Genomic DNA, 18376 nt, shown 5'->3' on the forward strand with positions numbered 1-18376 from the left:
GGCAAGAAGTTCAGTGTTCAACTAAACTGGACGTACGTCGCACCCAAGGAGGTCCGCCATGCCGGCTGTGACTGTCGAGAATCCCCTCGCCCTGCCCCGGGTCGCCGCGCCGGCCGATGCCGCGCCGCGTCCGGTCCTCGCCGTGACCACGGCGCCCTCCGGCTTCGAGGGGGAGGGCTTCCCGGTGCGCCGCGCGTTCGCCGGGATCAATTACCGGTACCTCGACCCGTTCATCATGATGGACCAGATGGGCGAGGTGGAGTACGCCCCGGGCGAGCCCAAGGGCACCCCCTGGCACCCCCACCGCGGCTTCGAGACCGTCACGTACATCATCGACGGCGTCTTCGACCACCAGGACTCCAACGGCGGCGGCGGCACCATCACCAACGGCGACACCCAGTGGATGACGGCCGGCTCCGGCCTGCTGCACATCGAGGCCCCGCCGGAGTCGCTGGTCGTCAGCGGCGGCCTGTTCCACGGGCTGCAGCTGTGGGTGAACCTGCCCGCGAGCGACAAGATGATGGCCCCCCGCTACCAGGACATCCGCGGCGGCCAGGTCCAGCTGCTCACCTCCCCCGACGGCGGCGCGCTGTTCCGCGTCATCGCCGGCGAGCTCGACGGGCACGCCGGACCGGGCATCACCCACACCCCGATCACGATGGTCCACGCGACCCTCAGGCCGGGCGCCGAGGTGACGCTGCCCTGGCGCGAGGACTTCAACGGCCTCGCGTACGTCCTCGCCGGACGCGGCACGGTCGGCGCCGACCGCCGGCCCGTCCACATGGGCCAGACCGCGGTCTTCGGGGACGGGGCCTCGCTGACGGTCCGCGCGGACGAGAAGCAGGACGGGCACACGCCGGACCTGGAGGTCGTGCTCCTCGGCGGCCGCCCGATCCGCGAGCCGATGGCGCACTACGGCCCGTTCGTGATGAACACCCAGGCCGAACTCCGCCAGGCGTTCGAGGACTTCCAGGCGGGCCGGCTGGGCACCATCCCGGCCGTCCACGGCATGGGCGAGTAGCACCGCGTACCCGTACGAAGGGACCGCCCGGGCTGACGTCGCGTCACCCGGGCGGACCCGCAGCGCAGGACGGCGCGCCGGGCGGGGTGGTCCGGTGGAGGGGTGCAGACGACGCGACCGCTCCTTCCCGAGGCCGCCCGGCGGACCGCCGCCTGGTGCGTGGTCCTGCTGCTGCTCGCGGCGGTGGCCGCCGTCGGGATCTGGCTCTGCGTCGTCTTCAGGACCGTCGTCACGCCGGTCCTGCTCGCGGTGCTCGGCGCCGCGCTGCTCGGGCCGCTGCACCGGCGGCTCCTGCGGCTGAAGGTGCAGCGCTCCCTGGCCGCCGCCCTGACCTGCGTCGCCGTCCTCGTGGTCGTCGGCGGGGCCACGTACATCGTCGTCGCGGCGCTGATCGACAGCGGCGACCAGATCGTCGCCTCCGTGCGCCGCGCCTCGTCGGACATCACCGAACATCTCGGCGCCGCCGGCACCTCGCTCGACGACCTCGCGCGCAACGCCCGGGAGCTGCTGCAGAAGTTCGGCGGGACGGCGGCGTCCGGGGTGATCTCGGGGCTGAGCGTCGTCGGTCAGATGCTGGCCACGGCCGTGCTGGCGCTGCTGCTGATCTTCTTCTTCCTGCGGGACTCCGACCGGGCCGCCGCGTCCCTGCGCTCCCTGGCCCCCCGGTCCGCCGGCGACGCCCTGGAGGCGATGGCCCGGCGGGCGTTCGAGGCGGTCGAGGGGTTCATGCGCGGGACGACGTTCGTCGCGCTCGTGGACGCGGTGCTGATCGGCGTCGGGCTGCTCGTGCTCGACGTCCCGGGCGCGGTCGGGCTGGCCGCGCTCGTCTTCGTGACCGCGTACATCCCGTACCTCGGCGCGTTCCTGTCCGGCGCGGTCGCGGTGCTGGTGGCCCTGGCCGACCGGGGCTTCGTGATCGCGCTGTGGGTGCTGGGGGTGGTGCTGGCCGTGCAGGTCCTGGAGGGGAACGTGCTCCAGCCGCTGGTGCAGAGCCGGACCGTCCAGATGCACCCGGCCGTGGTGCTGCTGGCGATCACCGCCGGCGCCTCCGTCGCCGGGATCCTCGGCATGCTCCTCGCCGTGCCCGTCGCCGCGGCGGCCTTCGGCGTCGTCGGCGAACTCCGCAGCCGGTACGCGCCCCCGGACGCGGGGGCCCGGGAGACCGGGCCGCCCGAGGCCCGGCCCCCCGACATCCCCTAGGTCGCCGCGGCCGGTGTGCTGCCCGGCTCGAAGGACTTCAGCATGGCCTCCAGGGCCGCCTGATCCGGGCCGACGAACGGGTCGGCGTCCGGCGCCATCGAGATCGTGTCGATCATCTGCGAGGTCATCCGCACCGCAGGCGGCAGATGCGTGCACAGCACGATCTCGGGGTTCAGCGACCGCAGCGGCTGGATGGTGGCCCGGTACTTCGCCGGGTCGACGACATGCACCCAGGGGCTGTCCAGCGTCGCCCAGATCAGCTGGGCGCCCCGCAGCTCCTCCGGCTTCAGGTCGTTGGCGTGGCCGCTCTCGGCCAGTTCGGCGGAGGGCATGGGCCCGCCGAAGCAGTCCGAGCTGAAGCAGATGCGGGTGCGGTCGTCGTAGAAGCCGACGGTCGCCGGGCTGTCGAACAGCGGCGGCCGGAACGCCCGCAGCATCCGGTCGCCGACGTCCAGGGACTGCCCGGGGTTGAGGAAGTACACCCGGTCCATCGGCAGCGGCCGTTCCGTGGTCATGATCCCGGCGCCCAGGAACGTCGTCACGACGCGTGCCTCGGGGGCCGCGATCAGCAGGTCGAAGATCCCGCCGGTGTGGTCGCGGTCGGGGTGGGTGAGCCAGATCCAGCGGACGTCGGCCGGGTCGATCACCTCGCGGAGCGCGGCCACGAAGTCCCGGTCGGAGACGGACAGACCGGTGTCGACGACGACCGGTTCGCGGGACGTGAGCACGTACGCGTTGACGGGGATGTGCCCCATCCCCGGAATCTCCAGGCTGTCTGCGATGACGGTGGTGTCACTGCCCACCTTGTGCGTGTCCATGACGGTGCTCCGTGGTCCCCCCGGGCGGCCGTACCCCACCAGTCTGCGCCGCGTCCCCGCCCCGCGCGCGTCCTACTGGCAGCAGCCCCGCCCCGAGGACGGTTCGTGGAGTTCGAACCAGATGCACTTGCCCTCGCCGCGCGGGTCGACGCCCCAGGCGTCGGCGAGCATCTCCATCAGCAGCAGCCCCCGGCCGCTGGAGGCGAGTTCGCCCGGGTGGCGCTTGTGCGGCAGGTCGTCGCTTGCGTCCGAGACCTCCACGCGCACCCGCCGGGTGCGGTCGCCGCAGACCACCTCGGCGACCAGCAGCGCGTCGCCGTCGGTGTGGATGAGCACGTTGGTGACCATCTCGGAGACCATCAGGACCGCCGAGTCGACCTGGTCCTCGTCCGTCCAGTCGTGCAGCAGCTGGCGCAGCTGCCGGCGCGCGTCGGCGATCCGCTCCGGCTCGGCCTGGGCGACGGTCATGACGGCGCGGCGCGGGGCGGGCACGGCCGTGCGGTCGCCGGTGCGGGAGAGCAGCAGCACCGCTATGTCGTCCTCGCGGCGGTCGGCGAGCGGGCCGGTGGTGTGGTGCGAGCCGGGGCCGTGGACGGCCTCGACGAGCCGGTCCGCGAGCTCCTCCAGGGAGTCGCCCTCGTGCCGCTCCAGGAGCGCGCGGACGCGGTTCCAGCCGCTGTCCAGGTCGTGCCCGCCGGTCTCCAGGAGCCCGTCGGTGCACACCATCAGCGTCTCGCCGGGCTCCAGGCGCAGCCGGGTCGTCGGGTAGTCGCTGTCCGGGTCGACGCCCAGCGGCAGCCCGCCCGCGGTCGGCTGCTGCAGGACCGTGCCGTCGGCGGTGCGCACCGCCGGCTCGGGGTGCCCGGCCCGGGCGATGTCCAGGCTCCCGGTCTCCGGGTCGACCTCCAGGTACAGGCAGGTCGCGAAGCGCGGGCCGCCGGGGTCGTCGGAGCCGTCGGTGATCCCGTGCAGGAAGCGGGAGGCCCGCGAGAGCACCGCGTCGGGGCGGTGGCCCTCGGAGGCGTAGGCGCGCAGCGCGATCCGCAGCTGGCCCATCAGCCCGGCGGCCCGGACGTCGTGGCCCTGGACGTCGCCGATGACCAGCGCGATCCGGCCCCCGGGCAGCTGGATCATGTCGTACCAGTCGCCGCCGATCTCCAGGCCGCCGCCGGTCGGCACGTACCGGCCGGCCACCGCGAGGCCGGGGATGCCGGGCCCGAGCGCGGGCATCATCGTGCGCTGCAGCCCCAGCGACAGCTCCCGTTCGGACTCGGCGACGCCGGCCCGGGCGAGGGCCTGGGCGAGCATCCGGGCGACGGTGGTGAGCACGGACCGCTCGTCGGGGGTGAAGGCCACCGGGTGCTTGAACGCGGCCATCCACGCGCCCATCGTCCGCCCGGCGACGATCAGCGGCAGGAAGGCCCACGACTGCCGGCCGAACCGCTGCGCCAGCGGCCAGGTCAGCGGGAAGCGGCGCTTGTACTCCTCCGGCGACGGCAGGTAGATCGCCCGCCCGGTGCGGGCCGCCTCGGCCGCCGGGTAGTCGGTGTCGAGCGGCATCTCGGTGAACGGGCCCTCGTCGCCGTCGCTGTGCCCGTGGTGCCCGGTGACGGTGAGCCGGTCGCCGGCCACGCCGAAGACGGCGAGCCCGTCCGGCGAGAAGCCCGGCATGGACAGGGAGGCGGCCACCCGCAGCACCTCGGCGGTGGACCGGGCCTCCGCGAGGGCGCGTCCGGCGTCCAGCAGGAACGCCTCCCGGGAGCGCCGCCAGTCGCCGGTGACGGGGCTGCGGGCGGCCGTGCCCGGGGCGGGTTCGGCGACCTCCTGGATGCTGCCGACGAGCGGGTGGCCGAGCTCCTCGGCCAGCGGTTTGGCGCGGCTGCGGACGGTGCGGATCACCCGGCCGTCGGGGCCCACGACCCGCAGCCGCGACTCGGCGAGGGTGCCCTCCGCGCGGGCGAGGCCGACGACCCCGCCGTTCTCGTTCCAGTCGACGGGATGAAAACGGGCACGCACCGCCGCCTCGGTCAGCCGGGCGGGTTCGGCGGGCAGCCCGAGCAGCCGGGCCGCCTCGGCGTCGAGCGAGACGGTCCCGGTCGCGTTGTCCCAGCGCCACAGACCGGTCGCGATCGCGGCCAGCACATCCTCGGTGCGCATTGCCCCACTTTATGAATATCGGACCGCAGCGTGCCACTGAGACGGTCCGACGATCGATCGTGGCCCGCCCGGTACCCTTGACGGGCCTGGATGTATCCGGGCCCACCCACCGATTCCGAAGACTGGATGAACGACGATGCATCGGTACAGGTCCCACACCTGCGGCGAGCTCCGCGCCTCTGACGTCGGCACCGACGTCCGGCTGAGCGGCTGGCTGCACAATCGGCGCGACCTGGGCGGCATCCTCTTCATCGATCTCCGCGACCACTACGGCATCACCCAGCTGGTCGCCCGCCCCGGCACCAAGGCCGCCGAGGTGCTCGACAAGCTGACCAAGGAGACCGTCGTCCGCGTGGACGGCAAGGTCGTCTCCCGCGGCGCGGAGAACGTCAACCCGGAGCTCGCCACCGGCGAGATCGAGATCGAGGTCTCCGAGGTCGAGATCCTCGGCGCGGCCAAGCAGATCCCGTTCACCATCAACGCCGACGACGGCGTCAACGAGGAGCGGCGCCTGGAGTACCGCTTCCTCGACCTGCGCCGCGAGCGCATGCACCGCAACATCATGCTGCGCACGGCCGTGATCGCCGCGATCCGGCAGAAGATGACCGCCCTCGGCTTCAACGAGATGGCGACCCCGATCCTCGCCGCGACCTCCCCCGAGGGCGCCCGCGACTTCGTCGTCCCGTCCCGCCTCAACCCGGGCAAGTTCTACGCGCTGCCGCAGGCGCCCCAGCAGTTCAAGCAGCTGCTGATGATCTCCGGCTTCGACCGCTACTTCCAGATCGCGCCCTGCTTCCGCGACGAGGACGCCCGCGCCGACCGCTCGCCGGGCGAGTTCTACCAGCTCGACATCGAGATGAGCTTCGTCGAGCAGGAGGACGTCTTCCGGCCGGTCGAGAAGCTGATGACCGAGCTGTTCGAGGAGTTCGGCGGCGGCCGCCACGTCAGCTCCCCGTTCCCGCGGATCCCGTTCCGCGAGTCGATGCTGAAGTACGGCAACGACAAGCCGGACCTGCGCACCTCGCTCGAACTCGTCGACATCACCGACGTGTTCGAGAACTCGGAGTTCAAGGCCTTCGCCGGCAAGCACGTCCGCGCCCTCGCCGTGCCGGACACCGCCGACCAGCCGCGCAAGTTCTTCGACGGCCTCGGCGAGTACGCGATCTCGCTCGGCGCGAAGGGCCTGGCCTGGATCCGCGTGGGCGAGGAGGGCGCCCTGACCGGCCCGATCGCCAAGTTCCTCACCGAGGAGAACGTCAAGGTCCTCACCGAGCGCCTCGGCCTGAAGCCGGGCCACGCGGTGTTCTTCGGCGCCGGCGAGTTCGACGAGGTCTCCAAGATCATGGGCCCGGTCCGGGTCGAGGCCGCCAAGCGCGCCGGCCAGTTCGAGGAGAACGTCTTCCGCTTCGCCTGGATCGTCGACTTCCCGATGTACGAGCGGGACGAGGAGACCGGCAAGATCGACTTCTCGCACAACCCGTTCTCCATGCCGCAGGGCGGCCTGGAGGCCCTGGAGACCCAGGACCCGCTGGACATCCTCGGCTGGCAGTACGACATCGTCTGCAACGGCATCGAGCTGTCCTCCGGCGCGATCCGGAACCACGAGCCCGAGATCATGTTCAAGGCGTTCGAGATCGCCGGCTACAGCCGCGAGACCGTCGAGAACGAGTTCGCCGGCATGCTCCGCGCCTTCGAGTACGGCGCCCCGCCGCACGGCGGCATCGCCCCGGGCGTCGACCGCATCGTCATGCTGCTCGCCGACGAGCCCAACATCCGCGAGACCATCGCGTTCCCGCTCAACGGCAACGCGCAGGACCTGCTGATGGGCGCCCCGACGGAGCTCGACGAGGCCCGCCTGAAGGAGCTGAACATCCAGCTCCGCAAGCCGGTCGCCAAGGAGAAGCCCGCGGACGGCCGCCCGGTGACCGACGCGGTCCACCCGGAGGCCGGCCGCTAGGCCGCACGTCTGCGGAAGGGGCCCGGGATCACGACGATCCCGGGCCCCTTCCGCGTCTCAGCCGCGGGCGCGGAGGTACGCGTCCAGTGCGGCGGCCCCCGCGAGCAGCGCCCGCCCGCGGGCCGTCAGCCGGCCGCGCCAGTCGCCGAGCGCGGCCTCCAGCGGCGCGAGCCCCCCGGCCGCCCGCACCTGCGCGATCAGCGGGGCGATCCGCGCCAACGGGTAGCCGCCCCGCCGGAGCTGGTGGGCCAGCCGCGCGTCCCGTACGGCGGCCTCGTCGTACATCCGGTAGCCGGTCACCCGGTCGCGGCGCGGGCTCACCAGACCGGCCGCCTCCCACTTGCGCAGCGTCGCCGGGCGGACGCCCAGCCGGTGCGCCAGCGGCCCGATGAACACGCCGCCCGCCTCGGGCTCCGGCACCGGCTCCAGGTCCCGCAGGGCGCCCTCCACGGCCCGCAGGGTGCGCCGGTCGTCGAGGAGCTGGGCGTGGCTCTCGTCGACGAGCCGGAACGCCTCCTCGGCCGCGCCGTCGTGCACCGCCCGCATGATCGCCGTCGCCGTCGCGTGCCCGTGGCCCGGCAGCAGCGCGAGGAACGCCCGCAGGGCGGCCGCGTGCAGCGGGGTGTAGCGGCGGTGACCGCTCGGGGTGCGGGCGGCGGCGGGCAGGATGCCGGCCTCCTCGTAGTTGCGGACCGCCTGCGTGGACAGTCCGTGGGCGCGCGCCAGATCGACGGGCCGCAGCCGCACCCCGGTTTGAAGGTTATCCGGCACGACCCCCGACTTTCCGGGCCATGTCACGGCCCAGGTCTCCACCGAAAGTTCAACGATAGCGTCGAAGGCATGGCGACCGACATCAAGGACACTACGTACCCCGTCGACGCGGCGGCCCTGCTGGGGCTGCTCCCGGACCGGCCGCGGGTGCTCGCCCTCGGCGAGCCCACGCACCGCGAGAACTCTTTGCTCGACCTGCGCAACGAGCTCTTCCGGCAGCTGGCCGAGGAAGGCCGGCGGACGCTGGCGATCGAGACCGACTGCCTGAACGGCCTGCTCGTGGACGCGTACGTCACCACGGGCGCCGGCACCCTGGACGAGGTCGTGGCGCACGGCTTCAGCCACGACTGGGGTCAGCTGCCCGCCAACCGCGAACTGGTCCGCTGGATGCGCGCCTTCAACGAGGGCCGGCCCGCCGCCGAACAGGTCCGCTTCGCCGGCTTCGACGGCCCCTTGGAGATCACCGCCGCCGAGAGTCCCCGCGAGGCCCTCACCGCCCTCCACGCGTACCTCGCCGCCCACGGCGACGCGGACCTGCTGCCCTGCACCGCAGCCCGCCTCGACGCGCTGCTCGGCCCCGACGGCCGGTGGACGGAGCCGGCGGCGATGCGGGACCCGTCCCGCTCCGTGGGCCGGTCGGCCGAGGCCGCGGAGCTGCGGCTGCTCGCCGACGAACTCACCGCCGTGCTCGACGAGCAGACCCCGCACCTGCTCACGGCGACCTCCCGCGACGACTGGGACCGGGCCCGCCTGTACGCCCGCACCGCCACCGGCCTGCTGCGCTACCACCACGCGATGGCCGACGCCTCCCCGTCCCGCCTGACCCGGCTGGTCGGCGTCCGGGACCGGATGATGGCCGACAACCTCCTGGCCCTCGCCGCCCGCGGCCCCGTCCTCGTGTACGCCCACAACGGCCATCTGCAGCGCGAGCGGAGCACGATGCGGATGGGCGGCGCGCCGCTGCACTGGTGGAGCGCCGGCGCGCTGGCGCACGCCGTGCTCGGCGACGAGTACCGCTTCGTTCCCATGGCCCTCGGCACCCTCCGCCACGAGGGCGTCGGCACGCCGGAGCCGCACACCCTGGAGGGCGCCCTGTACGCCCTGCCGGAGGACCGCTGCCTCGTGGACGCCCGCCGCCTGGCCGAGGTGCTCGGCCCCGAGCTCCCGGCTCCCCGCGTCTCCCCCTGGTTCGGCTACGCCCCGTACGACCCGTCCCACCTGCCCGCCGCGGACGCCCTCCTGTACGTCAGGGACGTCGTGCGCCCCTAGCCGCCCCGAAAGGCGAAGGCCGCCGCCCCACAACAGGGGGCGGCGGCCTTCGCGGGTGCTGCGGGGACGGGCGTCAGTCCTTCTTCGGCTCCTCAAGGCGCGGGAAGAGCACCGCGCCCTTGGTGACCGTCGCGCCGGCGGGCAGCCGGCCCCAGGTGCCGGCCTCGGTGACGGACTGGTCGGCGAGGGCGCCGAGGGCGGCGTCCGCGCCGAGGGAGTCCCAGAGCTTCTGGGAGGTCTCCGGCATGACCGGGTTCAGCAGGACCGCGACCGCGCGCAGCGACTCGGCGGCCGTGTACAGGATCGTCGCGAGACGGGCCCGGCCCTCCTCCGACTCGTCCTTGGCGACCTTCCACGGCTCCTGCTCCGTGATGTAGCCGTTGACCTGCTTCACGAAGTCGAAGATCGCCAGGATGCCGCCCTGGAAGTCCAGCTCCTCGCCGATCTTCCGGTCCGCCTCGGCGACCGCCTTGGCCAGGCCCTCGTGGACGGCCTTCTCCGCGTCGCCATCGGAAGTCGCGGCCGGCAGCTCCCCGCCGAAGTACTTGCCGACCATCGCCGCCACGCGCGAGGCGAGGTTGCCGTAGTCGTTGGCGAGCTCGGAGGTGTAGCGGGCGGTGAAGTCCTCCCAGGAGAACGAACCGTCCTGGCCGAACGCGATCGCGCGCAGGAAGTACCAGCGGTACGCGTCCACGCCGAAGTGCGAGGTCAGGTCCTGCGGCTTGATGCCGGTCAGGTTCGACTTCGACATCTTCTCGCCGCCGACCATCAGCCAGCCGTTCGCGGCGACCCGGCCGGGGACGGGCAGACCCTGCGCCATCAGCATGGCGGGCCAGATCACCGCGTGGAAGCGGAGGATGTCCTTGCCGATCAGGTGCACGTTCGCCGGGAAGGTCGACGCGAACTTCTCCGGGTTCTCGTTGTAGCCGACCGCCGTGGCGTAGTTCAGCAGGGCGTCGATCCACACGTAGATGACGTGCTGGTCGTCCCACGGGACCTTGACGCCCCAGTCGAACGTGGACCGGGAGATCGAGAGGTCCTCCAGGCCCTGCTTCACGAAGTTCACGACCTCGTTGCGGGCCGACTCGGGCTGGATGAAGCCCGGGTTCGCCTCGTAGAACTCGAGCAGCTTCGGGCCGTACTCGCTGAGCTTGAAGAAGTAGTTCTCCTCCTTGAGGATCTCCACCGGCTTCTTGTGGACGGCGCACAGCTTCGTGCCGTCCTCGGCCTCGATGAGGTCGCCGGGGAGCTTGTACTCCTCACAGCCCACGCAGTACGGGCCCTCGTACCCGCCCTTGTAGATCTCGCCCTTGTCGTACAGGTCCTGCACGAACTCCTGCACACGGTCCGTGTGCCGCTTCTCCGTCGTCCGGATGAAGTCGTCGTTCGCGATGTTCAGGTGCTCCCAGAGGGGCTTCCACGCCTCGGAGACGAGCTTGTCGCACCACTCCTGCGGGGTGACGCCGTTCGCCTCCGCGGTGCGCATGATCTTCTGACCGTGCTCGTCCGTGCCGGTGAGGTACCACACCTTCTCGCCGCGCTGACGGTGCCAGCGCGTGAGCACGTCGCCTGCGACGGTCGTGTAGGCGTGGCCCAGGTGAGGAGCGTCGTTGACGTAGTAGATGGGGGTCGAGACGTAGTACGCCTTCGCCCCCTGCTTCTCGGATCCAGTGGCCGCCATGGTCGAAATCCTATCGGCCCGCCGAAGATCCACTCACCGCGATTACGTCCGGGCGGACGCGGGCGAGACGGCGGAGCCCCGCCCCCTTCGAGGGGGCGGGGCTCGCGGTGGCGGTGACGTGCCGGCCGGTCAGAGCGCGTAGCCGTCCAGCAGGCCCTTGAAGAAGGCCGGGTGCGGGGTCTCGGCCGGGGTGGGGCCGGCGTGGAAGAACGCGGCGTTCGGGACGTCCAGCTTGCGCAGGTAGTCGAAGCCCTTGGCGTCCTCGTCGCCGAAGGCGACGAACCGCCAGTGGATCGGGCGGTCGGCGGCGGAGGCGAGCGCCTTCGTCGCGGCGGTACGGGACTCGGGGGCGCCGTCCGTCTGGAACACGACGAACGCGGGGCGGGCGGCGTCGGCCTTCTCGTGGTGGGCCAGGACCTCGGCGATCGCGCGGTCGTAGTTCGTGCGGCCCATGCGGCCGAGGGACTCGTGCAGCTCGGCGATGCGGCCGTCGGCGTTGTCGAGGGTGAGGTCGCCGGTGCCGTCGACCTCGGTGGAGAAGAAGACGACCGGCACGGTCGCCGCCTCGTCCAGGTGCGCGGCGAGCGCGAGCGTCTGCTCGGCGAGGCGCTGGACGGAGCCGTCCTTGTAGTAGCCCCGCATGGACAGCGACCGGTCGAGCACGAGGTACACCGCGGCCCGCGCCCCTCCCAGCCCCTGCGCCTCCAGCACCCGCCCGGCCGCCTTGTACGCCGCGAGCACCTCACCCACGGCCCGCCCCTTGACCTCGGCGACACCGAGAGCGGACCCGAGGGGGGCCGGGACGGCCGACTCGTCGGCGTCGTCGGCGATGACGACCGGCTCGTCGGCGTCGGCAGCGGACTCGTCGGTGCCGGCAGCGGCGGCGACGGGCTCGGGCTGCGCCTCGGGCTGGGCGACGGCGGGCTCGGCGGCGGCCGGGGCGCCGTCGGCTGCGGTGGCCGTCTCGGCGACGGCCTCGGCCTCGGTCTCAGCGGCGGTCGGCTCGGCGGCCGGCTCGACCTGGGCCTCGGCCTCGGTGGCTTCGGTGACCGGCTCGGCGTCCGCCGTCGTGACGGCCTCCGGCTCCGCCGGCGTCTCGGCCGGGGCCTCCGGCTCGTCGCCGGCCTCGTCCTGGGCCTGCGGCTCCTGGGACGCGGCGGCAGCCTCGCCCTCCGGCTCCGCCTGAGCCTGCGGCTCCGCCGCGGTCTCGGCGACGACCGCCTCGGCCGACGTCTCCGGCTCGGCGGCCGGGGCCGCCTCGGTCTCGGCGACAACCTCGGCCTGCGCCGGGGCGTCCTCGGCCGCCTCGTCCTCGGACTTCGGCTTCGTCTCGGTCTCGGCGACGGCGGGCTCGGCCGACGTTGCCGGCTCCGCCTCGGCCACCGGGGCCTCCTGCTCGGCGGCGACGGCGGTCTCGGTCTCGGCGACGACCTCGGCCGCCTCGTCCTCGGCCTGCGGCTCCGCCGCGGTCTCGGGGACGACCGGCTCGGCCGGCGTCTCCGCCTCGGCGGACCGGTCCTCGTCAGCCTCGGCGACGACCTCGGCCTCAGCCTCCGGCTTCGCCTCGGCGGCGGTCTCGGCCTTCGGCTCGTCGGCCTTCGCCTCGCCCTCGGCCCCGGCCTCGACGTCCGCCTCGACGTCCGCCTCGGCCTTCGCCTCGCCCTCGGCCTCCGGCTCAGCCTCGGCCTTCGTCTCGGCCCCGGCCTTCGCCTCGGTGTCCGGGCCCGACGGGTCCACGCCCGCCGTGTCCACCAGGGCGGTCAACTCCTCGACCGTCACCGGGGGTTCGGTCGGCTCCTCGGCAACCGGCTGCTGCTGGGAGTCCGTTGCCGCAGAGGTGGGCTGTTCGGTACGGGCTTCGGGGACCTTGGGCTTCGGGTTGTCGAAGGCGGCGGCCACCAGGGCCTGCGCGGCCTTCTCGGCCTGGGACTGGGCCGGGACCGTCGGGGCCTGGTCCGTGGCGGTGGCCGTTGCCGTGGTCGACGTCGACGTCTTCGACGTCGTCTTCGTCGTCGTCTTCGTCGTGGTCCCGGTCGTGGGTGACGGTTCCGTCTGGGGCGGGACGGAGGTTGCCGGCGACTCGCTCTGCTCCGCGCGGTCGCGTCCGAACACCTTGCGCAGCAAACTCCGGATGCCCATGGGCGAGGCCTTTCGCATGAGTGGGGTGCCGTCTATGTCCGTACTGGGGGGAATCATCCCTGGCCAGGGCGGACACGTAAGGTTAGCGGCCTGCCGTGTCGCCGACCGCGCCCCGGTCGGCCCTTCGCCGCGCCCGGTCGCTCCGGGTTCATCGGGCGTTCATTCCACGGCCGCTCGCGTGCAGATCTGCGCGCATAGCGTCGCCGCCGAACACATTCCCGACACCGTGTCGGCGCAGGCGTGCGCCGAAGGAGGACCTCGTGCGCAAACTGCTGCCGCTGCTGAGCACCAACCCCCACGGGGGCGGACGTTCCGCGCTCACCTGCCGCTACCGCTGCGGCGACGCCTGCTTCCACGAGGTGCCGAACACCAGCGACAACGAGTACGTCGGCGACGTCATCGCCGGTGCGTTCTCGCGCCGTTCGATGATGCGCGCCGCCGCCGTCGTCACCGTGGCCACCGCCGCCGGCGGCGCGGTCGTCGCCCAGGGCGCGGCCGGCCCCGCTGTCGCCGCCGAGGCCGCCGCGTACCGGCCGGGCCGCAAGGACGGCGCCCGCGGCCTCCGCTTCGAGCCGGTCGCCCCCAACACCGCCGACCAGGTCACCGTCCCGGCCGGCTACAGCCAGAACGTGGTGATCCGCTGGGGCGAGCCGATCCTCCGCGGCGCCCCGGCCTTCGACGCCGAGAAGCAGACCGCCGCCGCCCAGGCCGGTCAGTTCGGCTACAACAACGACTTCCTCTCCCTGCTCCCGCTCCGCGGCGAGCACGGCCGTCAGGTGCTCGTGGCGAACCACGAGTACACCGATGAGGTCCTGATGTTCCGCGGCTACGACCCGGAGAACCCGACCCGCGAGCAGGTCGAGATCGCCTGGGCCGCGCACGGCCTGTCGGTCGTCGTCGTCCAGGAGGAGCACCGCAGCGGCAAGCTCACCCCGGTCCGCCGGCACCCGCTCAACCGCCGTCTGCACACCTCGTCCGCGTTCGAGCTGACCGGCCCGGTCGCCGGCCACGCCCTCGTGAGGACCTCCGCGGACCCGGCCGGCCGCACCGTCCTCGGCACGCTCAACAACTGCGCCGGCGGCACCACCCCCTGGGGCACCACGCTCCACGGCGAGGAGAACTTCAACCAGTACTTCGCCAACGGCTCCTCCGCCACCGACAAGCGCTACGGCGTCGGCACCGGCGCCACCGAGCGCAAGTGGGAGCGCTTTGACAAGCGCTTCGACCTCAAGCAGGAGCCCAACGAGGTCCACCGCTTCGGCTGGGTCGTCGAGCTCGACCCGTACGACCCGGAGTCGACGCCCCGCAAGCGCACCGCTCTCGGCCGCTTCAAGCACGAGGCCGCGCAGCCGCGCCTGACCGAGGACGGCCGCCCGGTCGTCTACATGGGCGACGACGAGCGCTTCGACTACTTCTACAAGTTCGTGTCGAGCAAGCGGATGAAGAAGGGCTCCTCGCGGGCCGCCCGCGCGTACAACCTGACCCTGCTCGACGAGGGCACCCTGTACGTCGCCAAGCTGTCCGGCGACTCCCCGGCCGCCGAGATCGACGGCACCGGCAAGCTCCCGAACGACGGCGAGTTCGACGGTTCCGGCGTGTGGATCCCGCTGGCCACGGCCGGCCCGGACGGCGCGGTCTCGCACGTGCCCGGGATGACCGCCGAGGAGGTGTTCGTCTTCACCCGCGTCGCCGGGGACAAGGTCGGCGCCACCAAGATGGACCGCCCCGAGGACGTCGAGCCGTCCCCGCGCACCGGCCGCGTGTACGTCGCGCTGACCAACAACTCCAACCGCGGCAAGGGAACCAACCCGGGCGCGGACGAGGCCAACCCGCGCAACCTCAACAAGCACGGCCAGATCCTGGAGCTCGCCGAGCACTGGGACGACCCGGCCTCCGACGGCTTCGCCTGGCGCCTGTTCCTCGTCGCCGGCGACCCGAACGACCCGGCCACGTACTTCGCGGGCTTCCCCAAGGACCGGGTGTCGCCGATCTCCTGCCCGGACAACGTGGCGTTCGACCCGTACGGCAACCTGTGGATCTCCACGGACGGCAACCAGCTCGGCTCGCACGACGGCCTGTTCGGCGTCGCCACGCACGGCGAGCGCCGCGGTGAGCTGAAGCAGTTCCTGACCGTGCCCAAGGGCGCCGAGACCTGCGGCCCGATCATCCAGGACCGCCGCGTCCTGGTCGCGGTCCAGCACCCGGGCGAGATCGACGGCGCGACCGTCGAGAACCCGGCGTCCGTCTGGCCCGACGGCCCCGGCACGCTGGTCCGCCCGTCGGTCGTCGCGGTCTACCGCACGGACGGCCGCGACATCGGCGTCTGAGCCGGGCCACCGCCGTGCACGACGCGAGGGGCGCGGGTCCTCGGCCCGCGCCCCTCGCCGTCAGGTGACGTCCAGGCCCTGCCGGAAGCGGGTGAACTGCTCCTCCGGGTCCCCGGTGTACGCCCACGGCACCCACGCCGCCCGCGCCCCGAGCATCCCGAGCACTCGCCGGGCCACCTCCGTCTCGCCCGCGTAACAGGCGGCGTGCGCCAGATAGTTGAGGTCGGCGACCTCTTCCGGGGCCACCGGACGGGCCGGGTCCCGGCCGCCGATCCAGCGCTCGGCGGTGCGCCGCAGCTCCGTCACCGCCAGCTCGTGCTTCCAGTGCTGGTCGAAGCCCCGCACCGGGCCCCGGCCGCGCGCCGCGTCCGCGATGTAGCGGTACTCCTCGACCCGCGCCACCTGCACCAGCACCGGCAGCGGCGAACCGGGCGGGGCGATCCCGGCGGCGTTGCGGGCGAAGTCGTACATCGCGCCGTGCGTGCCGTGCCAGCGGGCCGACCAGTAGCGCATGACCTGCGCGTGGCCCTCCAGGTTGTACGGGTCGCGGCGGCGCAGCTCGTCGAACCAGTGCCGCAGTTCGCCGCGCGCCACCCCGCCCTCGTACAGCCGCGCCACCGTCAGCAGCGACACCCACGGCATCGGGTCGGCGGGCGCGGCCTCGGCCGCCTGCAGACAGGTCTCCACCGCCGCGTCCAGGCGTCCGCGGTCGACGGCGGTGCCGCGTCCGATGGCGATGGCCTCGTTGAAGGCCCGGACGACCACGGTCGCCGCCCGCAGCACGGCCGCGTCCGGGTCGTCCGGCTCGGCGGCCCGCCAGGACTCCACGGCGGAGCTGTCGGCGGCGGCGTGCGACAGCAGCCGCAGCCGGTGGGTGCGGCGCGGCCAGTCCGTCCCGGTGGCCCGCAGCAGGTCGCGGACGCCCTGCCAGCGGCCGATGACCATGTCCTGACGCGCGGCGGTGAGCGGCCGGTCCCCGTGGTCGGGGTCGAAGTCCGGTACGAAGCGGGCGGGGCGGCGGCGGGCGGCCATCGGGTCTCCTTCCGGCGGGCGCGGCGGGTGCGGGCGGGTGGGGAGTGGGCTGAGCGGGGCGAGCGGGCGGTCGGGGCAGGCGAGTGGGCGGTCGATCGGTGATCGGGGCGGGTGAACAGGCGGTCAATCTGGCGAGCGGGGCGGTCGGTCGGGCGGTTGGGGCGGGCGAGCGGGGCGGTCGGTCGGGCGATCGGGGCGGGCGCGGTGAGCGTCGGGGCGCCCGGCGCGCGTCGCGGGTCAGAAGTCCGTGGCCGGTACGCCGTTGTCCCTCGCCGGCCGCCGCAGGCCCCGTGCCGTGCCCGGCGGGTCGGCGGCGAGACAGCGGGCCGCGTCCAGGGCGGCGGGGCGGTAGTACGCGCTGCCCCTGCGCCAGTACACGACCATCGGCACGAGGCCGAGGAGCAGCCCGCCGAGGCCGATGGTGAGCGAGGTGCCGGACAGCGCGCCCAGCGACTCGGCGAACACCCAGAGCATGAAGGCCGAACCGAGCAGCGGCCAGACCCCGCCGAGCACGAAGTCCCGTACGGACGCCCGCAGCAGGCCCCGGTAGGCGACGACGGCGGCGAGGCCGGCGAGGGCGTAGTAGAACGCGATCAGCAGCCCGATCGCGGCGACCGCGTCCCGCAGCACCGACTGCACCGAGCCGGCCGCGGCCGCCGCGCCGAACAGCACCAGCGCGGCCCCGCCGACGGTGGTGATCGCCACCCACGGGGTGTTCCAGCGGCGGTGCACCGCCCCGAGCCGCTCCGGCAGCGCGCGGTCCCGGCCCATCGCGAACAGCGAGCGGGTGACCTGGATGAGCGTGGTCTCCAGGGTGGCGACGGTCGACAGCAGGACGGCCGCGACCAGCAGTTTCCCGCCCACGCCGGGCCAGATCTCCTGGCCGAGGACGGCCAGCAGGTTCGCGCCGCTCGCCTCGATCCGCTCGGCGCTCAGCAGCACGTTCACGGTCACCGTGACCGCCTCGAAGAGCAGGAACACGACGGCGAAGCCGATCAGCGCGGCCCGGCCGGCGGTGCGGCGGCTGTCGCGGGTCTCCTCGCTGAGGTTGCCGGTGACGTCCCAGCCCCAGTAGTAGAACGCGGCGATCAGCGCGCCGGACGCGAAACCGGCGGTGCCGTCGAAGCCGCCGAACCCGAACCAGGACCAGTCGAAGGCGGTCGCCGCGCCCCGGTGCAGCAGGGCGGCCAGCAGGAAGACGACGAGGATCACCAGCTCGACGCCGGTGAGGAGGAGTTGGGCGCGGACGGTGAGCCGGGTGCCGCCGAGCACCACGAGCAGCATCATCAGGAACCAGCCCGCGCCGACGGCGGCGGCGAGCGGGGTGTTCCCGGCGAGGGCCGGGTCGATCAGGGAGAGCGTCAGCACCCCGGCGGGCAGCGAACCGGCCACCATGAACACGGTCGCCGACACCACGAGCGCCCAGCCGGACAGGAAGCCGAGGAACGGGTGCAGGGTGCGGCCCACCCACGAGTACGCCGCGCCCGCGTTGACGTCGATGCGGCCCAGCCGGGCGTACGCGAGGACGATGCCGAGCATGGGCAGCGCGCAGTACAGCAGGGCGGCGGGCCCGGCCAGGCCGACCGCGCCGAACAGCACGGCGGTGGTGGCGGCGAGCGAGTACGCCGGGGCGCTGCCGGCGACCGCCATGACCACGGTGTCGAACGTGCCGAGGACGTTGGGCTGGAGCCCTCTGCCGGGGGAGCTGCGCATGGCGGATGTCCTTGTGTGACCGGGGGAGCCGGAGGTCCGGAGGTGGTGCAGGACGGGATACGGAGCGGGGTACGGAGCGATGGACGTGCGGGTACGGAGCCGGGGGCGCGGGGACGGGAGCGTGCGTGCGGAGGGGTGGGTGCGTGCCGAAGGGTGCGCGCCTCCGGCGCCGTTGGCCGCCTGGTGCGGGTGCCTTCCGGTGTGCGCGTGATGGGGCGCATCGTAGTCGTACCGGCCGGTCGGTGGTGACGGCGGTGGCGGGGATTCCGCTCCCTGGGACGGACGGCCTTC

The 18376-nt window shown here is 73.4% G+C and carries 12 protein-coding genes; 5 read left to right on the forward strand and 7 right to left on the reverse strand.

Features of this window, described 5'->3' with window-relative positions; all coding sequences use genetic code 11:
* Positions 1 to 58: 58 nt before the first annotated feature.
* Together ACNJ93_RS16315 and ACNJ93_RS16320 are read left to right on the forward strand one after the other, a co-directional pair.
* The gene (locus ACNJ93_RS16315; protein WP_418958136.1) at positions 59 to 1021 is read left to right on the forward strand and encodes a pirin family protein; all 963 of its coding nucleotides are present in this window, start codon (positions 59 to 61) and stop codon (positions 1019 to 1021) included.
* A gap of 102 nt (positions 1022 to 1123) precedes the next feature.
* The gene (locus ACNJ93_RS16320; RefSeq protein ID WP_418958137.1) at positions 1124 to 2221 is read left to right on the forward strand and encodes an AI-2E family transporter; all 1098 of its coding nucleotides are present in this window, start codon (positions 1124 to 1126) and stop codon (positions 2219 to 2221) included.
* Here the strand turns inward: ACNJ93_RS16320 and ACNJ93_RS16325 are convergent.
* Together ACNJ93_RS16325 and ACNJ93_RS16330 are read right to left on the reverse strand one after the other, a co-directional pair.
* Positions 2218 to 3039, reverse strand: coding sequence for an MBL fold metallo-hydrolase (locus tag ACNJ93_RS16325; protein ID WP_418958138.1), 822 nt, complete (start codon positions 3037 to 3039; stop codon positions 2218 to 2220). The two genes, ACNJ93_RS16320 and ACNJ93_RS16325, sit on opposite strands and share 4 nt — an antisense overlap.
* Before the next feature lie 72 nt (positions 3040 to 3111).
* Complete coding sequence (locus ACNJ93_RS16330) at positions 3112 to 5196, reverse strand: ATP-binding SpoIIE family protein phosphatase (RefSeq protein WP_418958139.1); 2085 nt, start codon at positions 5194 to 5196, stop codon at positions 3112 to 3114.
* A gap of 136 nt (positions 5197 to 5332) precedes the next feature.
* On the opposite strand from ACNJ93_RS16330, the gene aspS reads away from it, so the two are divergent.
* Positions 5333 to 7153, forward strand: coding sequence for an aspartate--tRNA ligase (aspS, locus tag ACNJ93_RS16335; protein WP_418958140.1), 1821 nt, complete (start codon positions 5333 to 5335; stop codon positions 7151 to 7153).
* Between the two features lie 57 nt (positions 7154 to 7210).
* Here the strand turns inward: aspS and ACNJ93_RS16340 are convergent, their stop codons facing one another.
* The gene (locus tag ACNJ93_RS16340) at positions 7211 to 7924 is read right to left on the reverse strand and encodes a MerR family DNA-binding transcriptional regulator (protein ID WP_418958141.1); all 714 of its coding nucleotides are present in this window, start codon (positions 7922 to 7924) and stop codon (positions 7211 to 7213) included.
* Between the two features lie 69 nt (positions 7925 to 7993).
* Here ACNJ93_RS16340 and ACNJ93_RS16345 point away from each other — a divergent pair, with 69 nt between their 5' ends.
* Positions 7994 to 9193 (forward strand): erythromycin esterase family protein, encoded by a 1200-nt coding sequence (locus tag ACNJ93_RS16345; protein WP_418958142.1) that lies wholly within the window; start codon positions 7994 to 7996, stop codon positions 9191 to 9193.
* A gap of 73 nt (positions 9194 to 9266) precedes the next feature.
* Here ACNJ93_RS16345 and metG read toward each other — a convergent pair whose 3' ends face one another.
* Together metG and ACNJ93_RS16355 are read right to left on the reverse strand one after the other, a co-directional pair.
* Positions 9267 to 10874, reverse strand: a complete 1608-nt coding sequence (gene metG / locus ACNJ93_RS16350) for a methionine--tRNA ligase (RefSeq protein ID WP_418958143.1) — start codon at positions 10872 to 10874, stop codon at positions 9267 to 9269.
* Positions 10875 to 11003: 129 nt separating this feature from the next.
* On the reverse strand, positions 11004 to 13013 hold the full coding sequence (locus ACNJ93_RS16355) for a VWA domain-containing protein (RefSeq protein ID WP_418958144.1): 2010 nt from the start codon (positions 13011 to 13013) through the stop codon (positions 11004 to 11006).
* A gap of 260 nt (positions 13014 to 13273) precedes the next feature.
* On the opposite strand from ACNJ93_RS16355, the gene ACNJ93_RS16360 reads away from it, so the two are divergent.
* Entirely contained in the window at positions 13274 to 15340 is a 2067-nt protein-coding gene (locus ACNJ93_RS16360; protein ID WP_418958145.1) for a PhoX family protein, read from the forward strand.
* A gap of 60 nt (positions 15341 to 15400) precedes the next feature.
* On the opposite strand, the gene ACNJ93_RS16365 is transcribed toward ACNJ93_RS16360, so the two are convergent.
* On the reverse strand, positions 15401 to 16372 hold the full coding sequence (locus tag ACNJ93_RS16365) for a hypothetical protein (protein WP_418958146.1): 972 nt from the start codon (positions 16370 to 16372) through the stop codon (positions 15401 to 15403).
* A gap of 237 nt (positions 16373 to 16609) precedes the next feature.
* Entirely contained in the window at positions 16610 to 18085 is a 1476-nt protein-coding gene (locus ACNJ93_RS16370; protein ID WP_418958147.1) for an APC family permease, read from the reverse strand.
* Positions 18086 to 18376 lie beyond the last annotated feature (291 nt).

Origin of the sequence: Streptomyces tritici (genome assembly GCF_048500665.1) — a bacterium.
In the GTDB taxonomy this organism is placed as follows: Bacteria; Actinomycetota; Actinomycetes; order Streptomycetales; family Streptomycetaceae; genus Streptomyces; species Streptomyces tritici.

Bases quoted from the DNA above. Each gene is read 5' to 3' on its own strand.
- aspS (WP_418958140.1), top strand. From the start codon at position 5,333: ATGCATCGGTACAGGTCCCACACCTGCGGCGAGCTCCGCGCCTCTGAC.
- ACNJ93_RS16325 (WP_418958138.1), bottom strand. From the start codon at position 3,039: ATGGACACGCACAAGGTGGGCAGTGACACCACCGTCATCGCAGACAGC.
- metG (WP_418958143.1), bottom strand. From the start codon at position 10,874: ATGGCGGCCACTGGATCCGAGAAGCAGGGGGCGAAGGCGTACTACGTC.
- ACNJ93_RS16330 (WP_418958139.1), bottom strand. From the start codon at position 5,196: ATGCGCACCGAGGATGTGCTGGCCGCGATCGCGACCGGTCTGTGGCGC.
- ACNJ93_RS16355 (WP_418958144.1), bottom strand. From the start codon at position 13,013: ATGGGCATCCGGAGTTTGCTGCGCAAGGTGTTCGGACGCGACCGCGCG.
- ACNJ93_RS16345 (WP_418958142.1), top strand. From the start codon at position 7,994: ATGGCGACCGACATCAAGGACACTACGTACCCCGTCGACGCGGCGGCC.
- ACNJ93_RS16365 (WP_418958146.1), bottom strand. From the start codon at position 16,372: ATGGCCGCCCGCCGCCGCCCCGCCCGCTTCGTACCGGACTTCGACCCC.
- ACNJ93_RS16370 (WP_418958147.1), bottom strand. From the start codon at position 18,085: ATGCGCAGCTCCCCCGGCAGAGGGCTCCAGCCCAACGTCCTCGGCACG.
- ACNJ93_RS16315 (WP_418958136.1), top strand. From the start codon at position 59: ATGCCGGCTGTGACTGTCGAGAATCCCCTCGCCCTGCCCCGGGTCGCC.